5 protein-coding genes are annotated in these 10,845 nt (G+C 60.7%); 1 reads left to right on the top strand and 4 read right to left on the bottom strand.

All coding sequences use genetic code 11. From position 1 onward, the window contains the following. The first annotated feature begins 177 nt into the window (after positions 1-177). The gene (locus BK659_RS08205; RefSeq protein WP_123424894.1) at positions 178-600 is read left to right on the top strand and encodes a hypothetical protein; all 423 of its coding nucleotides are present in this window, start codon (positions 178-180) and stop codon (positions 598-600) included. A 49-nt stretch (positions 601-649) separates the two neighbouring features. Here BK659_RS08205 and BK659_RS08200 read toward each other — a convergent pair whose 3' ends face one another. The 4 genes from BK659_RS08200 to eprS all read right to left on the bottom strand — a co-directional run bounded on the left by BK659_RS08200 (position 650) and on the right by eprS (position 10,788). Further along, entirely contained in the window at positions 650-2,503 is a 1,854-nt protein-coding gene (locus tag BK659_RS08200) for a polyurethane esterase (protein ID WP_123424576.1), read from the bottom strand. A 102-nt stretch (positions 2,504-2,605) separates the two neighbouring features. Then, positions 2,606-4,300, bottom strand: a complete 1,695-nt coding sequence (locus BK659_RS08195; RefSeq protein ID WP_123424575.1) for a polyurethane esterase — start codon at positions 4,298-4,300, stop codon at positions 2,606-2,608. A gap of 43 nt (positions 4,301-4,343) precedes the next feature. Beyond that, entirely contained in the window at positions 4,344-7,439 is a 3,096-nt protein-coding gene (locus tag BK659_RS08190) for an autotransporter serine protease (protein ID WP_123424574.1), read from the bottom strand. Between the two features lie 382 nt (positions 7,440-7,821). Beyond that, positions 7,822-10,788: an autotransporter serine peptidase EprS gene (gene eprS / locus BK659_RS08185; protein WP_123424573.1), complete on the bottom strand. Its 2,967-nt coding sequence runs from the start codon at positions 10,786-10,788 to the stop codon at positions 7,822-7,824. Positions 10,789-10,845 lie beyond the last annotated feature (57 nt).

Raw genomic sequence — 10,845 nt, 5'->3', positions numbered from 1 at the left:
AGAAAACTTTGTTTACGCCTGGCTCACCGGAACATTGTGGCTATGCTTTTCAGAATTGACAGGCGTATCCCTGAGCTTGGGAAACCGTTTTTGTCAGGTATTGGAGCCTTCCGTGTAGCGACAGGCCACCTTTTTCGATCACAAGGAATTATCAGTGTGCAGACCCTACAACGCCCTTTGAGCGATAAGGACTTCGCGCTTGCCCTGCCTGGCTTCAAAGTACTGGCGCTGGCCCTTGCGGTATTCGGGCTCAGTGCGTGCAGTAGTATCCATTCGCACACCACCGAATACGCCGGTGTCCAGCACACAGCCGCCACGTCCCCGAACTCGGTGCAGATATTGCGTAGCGCGCCCACACGACCGTACACACGGTTGGGTGAAGTGATTCTGCACTCAAGCGAGCAGCCGGCTCCGCCCGTCAACGAGTTCGAGCAGAAACTGCGTGAAGAAGCGGCAAAAATCGGCGGCGATGCGGTGGTGGTGATCTACGACATGGTCCTGCCAATATCGGCTTACGTCAGCGCTCCGCTTCCGCTGAATCGGGATGTCCACACCGAGCAGAGACGCAAGCTCAAAGGCATCGTGATTCACTATGAATAAACACTGAAAAGCCCGGCACGAACCGACGTTCGCGCCGGGCTTTTTAACGTCAGGCGATAATCACGGCTGAACTGGCCAGGTGATCGAGCCCAACCCCGACCAGTGTCACCGAGTCGTTGCCGAAGCTCAGCACGGTATCGGCGCCAACCGCTTTGGCATGGTCGCGTACGTCGTAGTTTTGCCCGACACCTTCGACGCCGAGGAAGACCAGCTTGTCGCTGCTCTGGTAGCCCACAATCCGATCGTTGCCGAAGTCGCCGCTGAACAGGAAGGTGTTTTTTCCCCCTCCCGACTCCATCAGGTCATTACCGGCACCGCCGACAAACACGTCATTGCCCTTGCCGCCGATCAGATGATCATTGCCATCCAGGCCAAACAACCAATCGCCAGCCGCATGCGCCGTGAGGACATTGTCTCCCGCGTTGCCCTTCACCGATGACGCGTACTGGGTCAGGTTATTGCCGACCTGCAAGCCTTTGTCGGTGACGCTATGAGTCACGTCATCCTTGAGCAAACCCCAGAGGAACCCCGGCTCTTTGCTGATGATGCTGCCGATATCGCGGGTGATGCTGATCCCGCCGTTGGCATCGCGCACGTACAAAGTACCGGCGCCATCGTTGGCAAAGTCGAAGTTTTTTACCGACTGTTGCAGGTCCAGTGTGTTGCTGCCCTTACCGCCCAGCAGGATGTTGTAACCACCGGAATCCCTGAACGTGTCGTTGCCGTCGCCGCCCTCCAGGTAGTCATTGCCTTTGCCCCCCTGGATCAGGTCGTCACCGTTACTGCCGATGATAAAGGTGCTGCCCTTGTGGGGCTCGGCGTTGCGGTTGAGGTCCTGAACCCAGGTGTTAGCGCGCGCCGGATCCGACAGGTTGGCGACGATGATGGTCGAGTCCTTGCTGGTCAGGTCGTAGAACTTCGACTCCAGTACCCGGGTCATGCCATCGCCGTACCCGGTGGGCAGATGGGAAATCCAGGTCGGGACGTTGAGGATCGAAAACGGCAGCATGTTCCAGGCCGCCGAGGCGTAATGGTCGTTGAAGCTGACGATGTTGTTGGTTGCCGAGTCCTGATGGGCATCGTGTACGCCCACCGATGCCAGGTTGAACGTTGAACCGTCCAGCGCACGGAATACCGGATCGTTTTCGTAGCCGATGTTGAGCACTTTGTCGGTGCTGCTCTGGGTCGGTGACGCGTAGGCGACGTAGTTGGAATCCTTGTAGAAACCGTTCCAGTGATCGCCGCTCAGGTCCGCCAGGCTATTGACCGCCAGCCCACCGAGGCTGTGGCCGCTGACCAGTACGTCCTTGCCGCTCAGGCCATTGGCCGCAGCAAACTCAGCAACATTCTTGAGCAGTGAACCAAAGGCTTCACCGACGTAGTTCTTGGCGTAATCCTTGGGACCCAACGCCGCCATCAGGTCGTTGATTACATCACCGATGGAGTCCGAAATCTGTATTTCACGGGGACCACTGGTGCCACGAAAGGCGATGCCGATTTCCGTGAGATGCCCTTGAGCGTCGTACTTGCCGAGGATCTCGACTTGAGCCGTGGTGTAACCGGCTTTCACGCCAAAGAAGGTTCCCCGTACATCGACCTTGCCGTCATAGCCTAACTGGCTGGCGGTGATCGGTGTCCAGCCAGCTTTCTGCACTGCATCCAGCGCGGTTTTTTCCGAATCGGGGTTCCAGGGAACGCCGGGAATCACCCCTTGCGAGTCTGTGCCGCCGATCAGCGCGGTGACCAGCGTCGCCGGTAACCCGAGGCCGAAACCATTGTGCTGATAGCCCGTGGCAAAGCCATTGTCGAGGTTGTGATAGGAATACAGCGTGATCGCCAGCGCATCGGAAAACAGCGCTTTTGATTCGACCGAGTTGTGGTTTTTGTAGTCATAAACACCCATGGTATTGCCTCTCTTTTGTTGAAGTTGTTAGAGATAGCTCACGCAGCTGGAACGCCCCGCAGCGCAGGGCGTTCTATTTAGTGCAATGCCTTGTGCTGCGGTTTAAACAAATACGATCTCCGCACCAGACAGGTTGTTCAGGCCAACACCGACCAGCGTCACCGCGTAGTCGCCGACCTTGAGCAGCGTGTCGTTACCCGATTGCGAAACGTGCTGGCTGTAGTCATAGCCCTGCCCCGCGCCTTGAACGCCCATGAACACCAGTTTGTCGCTGCCCTGATAGCCATTGATGGCGTCGAAACCAAACGCGCCGCTGAACAGGAAAGTGTTGTGGCCACCGGCGGCATACATAACGTCATTGCCCTCGCCGCCCACGAACGTCACCTGGCTTTTGTCGCTGCGCAGCACGTCGTTGCCGGACAATCCGAACAGCCAGTCACCGTCGGCGGTCGCCACCAGCGAATTGCCGTAGGCATCGCCGTTGAGCGAGTGGTTGTAGTGAGTCAGCTCGGTGCCGGCCAGCAGGCCTTTGGCGGTGACGTTGTAGGTAACGTCTTTATTCAGCAGGCCCCACATGGCCCCTGACTCTTTGCTGACCAGCGCGCCGATGTCGCGGGTCATGCTGATGCCGCCGTAGCTGTCGCGCACATACAGCGTGCCGTCACCGTCGTTGGCAAAGGTGAGGTTCTTCAGCGGCTGTTGCAGTTCGAAGACGTTCTGCCCTTTGCCGCCGAGCAGGATGTTGTAGCCACCTGCGTCCCTGAAGGTGTCATTGCCGTCGCGGCCTTCGAGGAAGTCATTGCCCGTGCCACCACGCAGCAGATCGTTGCTGTCGGTGCCGATGATGAAGGTACTGCCGGTGTGCGTTTCGCCGCTGCGGCCCAGGTCTTCGATCCAGGTGCTGGCCCGCAACGACTCCGACAAGGTCGAGACGAGGATCGTCGAGTCCTTGCTGGTGAGGTCGTAGAAGCTCGAGCCAATGACCCGGTTCAGGCCGTCGGCATAACCGAGGGAGCTGTGCGCCGCCCAGTGCTGCGGGTTGGCAATGCTGAACGGGGTCATCTGAGTGGAGACGTAGTGGTCGTTGACGTTGACGATGTTATTGGTCGCCGACTCCTGGGGCTTGTCGTGCTTGTACAGCGATGAACTGGTGAAGGTGGTGCCATCGAGCACACGAAACACCGGGTCGTTTTCGTAACCGATGTTCAAGACATGGGTGCCTGCCGAGCTTTGGGTTGGCGAAGCGAAGGTCACGTAGTTGGCCTCCTTGAAGTAACCGCCCCAATGGTCGGCACTCAAATCGGCCACGCTGTTGGCGCCCAGACCGCCCAGACTGTGGCCAGTGATCAGCACGTCCTTGGCGCTCAGCCCCTTGGCGCTGGCGAACGCCGCGACATCCTTGAGCAAGGTGTCGAAGGCGCTTTTGGCATAGTTCTTCGCATAATCCGTCGGGCCGACAGCGGCCAGCAGATTGTTCTTCATGTCGCCGTAGGTGTCGCTGTAACCGAGGCCTCCAGTGCCACGAAAGGAAATGCCGAGGGAGATCAGCTTGCCCGCCGCGTCGTACTTGGCCAGCACTTCGGCTTCGGCACTGGTAAAGCCGCCCTGCTCGCCAAAGAACGTGCCCTGGGCACCGACCTTGCCCTTATAGCCCAATTGTCCGGCGGTGACCGGCGTCCAGCCGGAAGCCAATGGCTTGCCGGTCGGCGTGTAGGCGTACAGCGTCAATGCAATCGCATCGCTGTACAACGCCTTGCTGGCCTCGCTGCCGAACTTCCTGTAATCAAAAACACCCATTTTCTTGCCTCTTCATTGCTGGTACGTGTTGCGGTTTTTCAAATCAGAACTGCCAGTCGAGGGTCAGCCCGACGCCATGGGTCTTGTCCCGCGAGCCCAGCAGTCCGTTGTAATCCAGGTTCAGGGTGATATCGCGCGCCAGCGCCAGGCCTGCGCGAACGCCGACCACGGCCGCGTTGCGGTCCATGGAAACGCTTTGCACGGCGAACGGCGTAGCGCCGGATGCAAACGCGAGGTTTTCCTCGGAGTGGGTATTGCTCAGGTTGTGCTGCCAGCCCAGGGTCCCGGACAGGTCGAGTTGCTGATGCTCGGTGAGCGCCAGGCGTTTGCTCGCTCGCAGGCCCAGCGTGGAAAGCACTGCATCACGGTTGTCGTCGCCGCCCTTGAGTGCCGCCGCGCCACCCTTCTCGGTAAAGCTGTCGCTGCCCAGGTGCACGTAGGCCAGGTTGGCGAATGGCTCCAGCGCCAACGGTTGCAGGTCCAGGCGATAGGCTGCCTCAGTGAACACTTGTGTAGTGTGCGCATCGCGCTTGGATTTCTGCTTGGTGCTGATGTCGCCGAACTGCACATCGCGTTGAGTGTCGATGCGGTGCCAGCTGTACGCACCGCCGACGCTCAGACGCAGCGCATCCATTTCATGCCCGGCGTACAGCCCCAGGTGGTAGCTGTCGACCGAGGCAGAAGAATGGGTGCCATTGCCCATGTTCAACGAGCTGTTGCTGTAGCCGGTGACGAAACCTAGTCGAGTGTGGTCGGCAATCAAACCGTCGCCCCCAGCCAGCAGACCGCTGATGGAACTGGTGTAGTTGGCGTTGTCGTGGCCGCTGTCGGTCTTGCCCCAGGCGCCCAGCACTTTGACCCAGGCGTTGTTCTCGTTGCTGTTGGGTGTTGCGGCGTCATAGAGGCCGCCATCGCGCAGACGCTCACCAACGGCATCACGCAGATAGCGCGAATCGTTGACCAGCAAGGTGCCAACCGCCGGATGAATTTCCCCGGACAGTTGCTGGAAAGCTTGCTGCGCGGCCGCCGCGCTCGGTGACAGCAGCAGGCTTTCATACACGGGATCGCCCGCGCCCAACTGCTCGGCAGCCGCTGCCACGGAACGCTGATTCGGGGTTTGCCCGACGCTGGCAAAGGAGTTGCCATTACGCTCGATCGCCAATTGCACGCCGGTCGCCGAGTAATCGAGACTGCCACCGATAAACGCGTAGTTTGGCAACACCGCGGCAAACTGGCCCTGAATACCGCCGGCCGCTTGCAGGATGTTGTACTGATGACCGATCAGGCTTTTCACGTCGCTGGGGCTCAACAGCGTCGGACTGTTTTCCCGCGAAAGGCTAACGGTCGCGCCCTGGATCGTGGCTGTGCCGCCGGCAACGATGCTGTCGCTGCTGGTGGGAGACAGCTCGACGGCATAGGTCGAACCGGGCTCGAAGGTCACATCGCCGGCGACGTGCAAGGTGCCGATCGAGTTGCCCGGTGCGACGGTGCCACCGCTTTTCGCGGTCAATGCGCCGACCTGCCCGGAACCACCGAGGATGCCGCTGTCATTGACCGTGACCGCTGACTGCAACGAACCGTTAACCGCCAACCGCCCCTGGTTCACCAGGGTTGGCCCGGCATATGTGTTGCTGCCGGTCATCACCAGCGTACCGATACCCTGCTTGGTCAAACCACCGTGGCCGGAAATATCGTTGCGCCAGACATCGAGCCCGCACCTGATGTCATTACAGATTCGCTGCGTTGGCTTGCCAGCATCGATGACCGCGCCAACGCCTGGCAGGTCGGCGACAAACTGGCCTGAGCCATAGGCCCCGGCCACGCGGAATTCCTGCGGAATATCGGCATCGGCGACGAACATGCCCGGACCATCGATACCCTTGCGCAGGTTGATCATGCCCCAGCCGTACAACGAGTCGATGCCCGGTGCGCCCAGGTCGGTGGCGGTGGTTTTCAGTACTGTGGCGACCTGCGCGCCGGTCATGTACGGGAAGCGTTCCATCAACACTGCCGTGGCGCCGGCCGCGTGTGGCGCGGCCATCGAGGTGCCGTTCTTGTTGGCATAGCCCATGGTCAGGTTGTCGACGCTGGTGCCGCCGATCACTGCGCTGTAGATCTTGGTACCCGGTGCCGACACGCAAAAGCCTGCGGTATAACCACAGCGCGACGAGAAGGTGCTGATGATGTAGGGATTGGGGCTATTGGTGTCCGGGTTCATCTGCAGAGCCGCGACGGTGACCCAGTTCGCAGCAATGTCCGGCACGAAGTAACCCAGGCCGGCAATCGCGTCCGGGTTGTTGAGATTGTAGTCGTTACCAGCAGCGAAGATCGTCACGATGCCGCTACGGGCCGCGTCGATGGCGCCTCGGTAAGCACCGCCCTGTTTGGTGTTGAGCAACGGCTGGATCTGATCGAACTGAGCCTGGCCGTCCTGCACGGTGAAATGCGCGAACGCCGGGTCCTTGCCACCCTTTTTGAAGCGGTCGGTGATGCCGATGCCCCAGCTGTTGTTGATGATCCGTGCACCACTTTCTCGCAGAGCGTCCCAGCCGGCTTTGTAGACCGCGCCGTCGTTGCCGAGAATGATCCCGTCTTCAGGTCCCGGGTCGCCGTTGTCGGCGCTGATGATTTGCGCATTGAAGGCCACGCCGTGCATCGGGCTGCCATCGCGGCTGCCGGCGGCAATCCCGCCGACGTGGGTGCCGTGAGAGCCCAGCTTGCCGTCGGAACCCACCGACGGTGTGCCGTCATACCGAAAGGCATCTCCGGCTTTGACCGGAATGTAGGGGTCGGTGTATTCGCGGATACCGCTGGTGACCAGGGTCAGCACTTTATTTGCCCCGGAGAACTCCGGGTGTTGGGCGTAGACCGGTTGATCGAAGATCCCCAGTTTGACGCCTTTGCCGGTGTAGCCGGCCGCGTAGGCATCCTGAGCGTTGATCGCGCCCAGGCCCCATTCGGCGTTGAACTCGCTGCTGCGCCAGCTGTTCGGATCGCCGGGCACGCCGTTTTCCACATAGGGTGCGGCCTGAGCGACACCGGTCGCTGCCAGATACGCGATAAAGGCCCCATTGAGGGCTTTTGCCTTGCGGCTGATGCCGATTTGCACAGGCGTGTTGTTGCGAGACTTGCCTTCCATGCAGCTACCTTCCTTAGTTGTCGTGCTTGAATCCCGGCGTGCTTACCTGCACGCGTCTTGTTTTGTTCCGAGTTCCCCCGTAGCAGTTGCCGAAGGCGACGTTCGGCTGCGAAGCAGTCGTAAATCCATGCCCTGCGGTACGTCAGGCTCACCGAGTCGTCCGCATTGGCGAGCGCTGCGCACTCGAACGCAGGCTGCGCCAGCTGCTACAAAAGCTGTGGCGAGCACAAATCCGTAGCAGTTGCCGAAGGCGACGTTCGGCTGCGAAGCAGTCGTAAAACCATCCCCCTCGGTTTTCCTGACCAAACACGGTTGCCCTGATTGCGAGCGCTGCGCACTCGAACGCAGGCTGCGCCAGCTGCTACAAAAGCTGTGGTGTTCTTTAGAACTGCCAATTAAGGCTCAGCCCTACGCCGTGGCTGTTTTCGCCGCTGGCCAGACGGCCGTTGTAATCAAGGTTCAAACGAACGTCCTTGGCCAACGCCAGCCCTGCCTGGACCCCGATCAGCGCCGCGTTGCGTGCCAGTGGTGCGCTTTCCACCGCGAACCCAGGCCCGCCGCTGGCAAACGCCAAATGGTCTTCCGATTGAGTAGCGCTCAGGTTGTGCTGCCAGCCGAGGGTGCCGGCCAGGTCGAGCTGTTGCTGACTGGAAAGGTTGATGGTTTTCAGCATTCGCACGCCCAACGTGCCGAGCACCGCATCACGTTTGTCGCCGTCACTTTTAAGCGCTACGGCATCGCCTTTTTCGGTGAAACCTTCGGTGTCCAGGTGCACATAGGCGAGGTTGGCGAACGGCTCCAGTGCCACGGGCTGTCGGTCCATTCGGTAGGCAGCTTCGGTGAATAATTGCGTGGTGTTGGCGTCGACCCTGGTTTTCTGCTTGGCGCTGACATCGCCGTATTGCAGGTCTCGCTTGATATCCGCCCGGTGCCAGCTGTAAGAACCGCCGAGACTCAGACTCAGTGCTCCCAGTTCGCGTCCGGCGTAAGCGCCCAGGTGGTAGCTGTCGACCTGCGCCCGGGAATGGGTGCCACTGCCCAAGTTCAGCGAACTGTCGCTGTAACCAGTGACAAACCCGAGTCGGGTGTCTTCGTCGAGCAAACCGTCGACCCCGGCCAGCAAGCCGCCAATCGAAGTGGTCGAGCCTGCTGTGTCGTTGCGCGCATCGGTCTTGCCCCAGGCGCCCAGCGCCTTGACCCAAGCATTACTGCCGGTCGCCGGATCCGCCTGCAAACGCTCCGTCACCGCATCACGCAGGTAACGGCTGTCGTTGATCAGCAAGGTGTCGAGCGCCGGATAAATCTCCCCGGACAACTGCTGGAACGCCTGTTGGGCAGAGGCTGGTGATGGCGACAGCAAAAGGCTTTCGTACACCGGATTGCCCGTGCCCAATTGCTCGACGACAGCCGCCACGGAACGTTGATTCGGGGTTTGCCCGACGCTGGCAAAGGAGTTGCCGTTACGCACGACCGCCAATTGCACGCCGGTCGCCGAGTAATCGAGACTGCCACCGATAAACGCGTAGTTCGGCAATACAGCGCCAAACTGGCCCTGAATACCGCCGGCTGCTTGCAGGATGTTGTACTGATGACCGATCAGGCTTTTCACGTCGCTGGGGCTCAACAGCGTCGGACTGTTTTCCCGCGAAAGGCTCACGGTCGCGCCCTGGATCGTGGCTTTACCGCCGGCCACGATGCTGTCGCTGCTGGTGGGAGACAGCTCGACGGCATAGGTCGAACCGGGCTCGAAGGTCACATCGCCGGCCACGTGCAAGGTGCCGATCGAGTTGCCCGGCGCGACGCTGCCGCCGCTTTTCGCGGTCAATGCGCCGACCCGCCCGGAACCGCCAAGGGTGCCGCTGTCGTTGACCGTCACCGCCGAGCTCAGCGAACCATTGACCGTCAGCAAGCCGCCATTGACCGTAGTCGCACCGCGATAGCTGTTGTTCCCGGCCAGAATCAACTGACCCGCGCCGGATTTGATCAGGCTGCCTTCATAGAGTCGTGTGGCGGCTGCCGCATCGCGCGCCGTGCCCACTGCGTAATCGGTCTTGTCCTGCTGACTGGCGTTGGCCGCAATGCCGTTTTCCCAGCCTTTGTCTTTCAAGGTCTGTTGCCAGGCACCGTGCTCGGCGGCATCTTCGCTCTGACGCTGTATCAGCGCCTTGTCCGAGATGTCGTTGCTCCATACATCACGCTGGCCGGCGCCAAGGTTGGCGTCGAATGAACCGAGCAACTGCCCCGGCCCGCGCATTGCCCGCGCAAGGTCGGGCACGCCCCAACCGACCCGAGTGCTCGGCGCATCGGTGATCGAGCCGTCGAGCTGGGTCGCGGTGGTCAGCAGCACCTGCAAGGCTTGCTGGTTGTTCATGTACGGGTAGCGTTCCATCACCAGTGCCAAGGCGCCGGTGGCATGCGGCGCCGCCATCGACGTGCCGTTGTAGCTGGCATAACCGCCACCGACGATGGTGCTGTAGATCTGCGCGCCCGGCGTGCTGATGCACCAGTACTTGGCGATCCCGCACTGGTTGTATTTCTGCTGATTGTTTTTATCGAGCCCCGACACCGCCAACCAGTGGCCTTCCAGGTCCGGCTCGAAATACGGCAGGGCCGCGCGCACGCTGGCGTTGGCGTAACCACTGTTGCCGGCGCTGAACACGTTGATCACGCCACGACGCGAGACATCGGCCGCCGCATCGATCCAGGTGTTCTGGTTCCAGTGCTGGGCATAGGCGGCGTGCAGGCTCTCGATCGTCTTGTAGTCGACATCCTTGGGCTGGCTGCCCCAGCTGTTGTTAATCACCCGTACGCCGGCATCGGCCAAGGCGTCATAGGCCGCTTTGAAATAACGCGGATCGGGGCCCGGGCCAAAGAGGAAGCTGTCGTTCTGATTGGTGTTGGCGACATACACATCCGCGTTGAACGCCACGCCATGCATACCGACGCCGTCACGCGCGGCGCCCATGGTGCCGGTGACGTGGGTGCCGTGGGAGTCGTTGTTGGCGTTGTGATTGCCGCTGACACTGAACGGCGTGCCGTTGAGGTAATTACCGGTGGCCGTGACTGCATGAAAGCGTGCGGCTTCGGGATGGTTCGGATCAAAACCTGAGTCCAGCGCGCCGATCTTCACCCCTTTGCCGGTGATACCGTCGGCATAGGCCTGATTCGCCTGCATGCGGTCCAGGCCCCAATCCCGTTGGTATTCCGCTGTGCGCCAACTGGCGGGATCTCCTACTTGCCCCGGATCAAGGTAGGCCGCGTGAACTGCGGCGGGCAACGCCGCGACGAGCAACAATAATGAGCCGCTGGTGATCGGCTGGGAGCTATAACGACGTACATCCGTGTTCATGACATCTCGCCTTATTAGACTTGTAGTCCCCCATCCGGGGGGAGTGCAGCAGTGAGG

This window comes from Pseudomonas brassicacearum, from assembly GCF_003732225.1.
Classification (GTDB): domain Bacteria; phylum Pseudomonadota; class Gammaproteobacteria; order Pseudomonadales; family Pseudomonadaceae; genus Aquipseudomonas; species Aquipseudomonas brassicacearum_E.
This window is presented reverse-complemented; position numbering and strand designations above follow the sequence as displayed.

Bases quoted from the DNA above. Each gene is read 5' to 3' on its own strand.
- BK659_RS08190 (WP_123424574.1), bottom strand. From the start codon at position 7,439: ATGGAAGGCAAGTCTCGCAACAACACGCCTGTGCAAATCGGCATCAGC.
- eprS (WP_123424573.1), bottom strand. From the start codon at position 10,788: ATGAACACGGATGTACGTCGTTATAGCTCCCAGCCGATCACCAGCGGC.
- BK659_RS08195 (WP_123424575.1), bottom strand. From the start codon at position 4,300: ATGGGTGTTTTTGATTACAGGAAGTTCGGCAGCGAGGCCAGCAAGGCG.
- BK659_RS08200 (WP_123424576.1), bottom strand. From the start codon at position 2,503: ATGGGTGTTTATGACTACAAAAACCACAACTCGGTCGAATCAAAAGCG.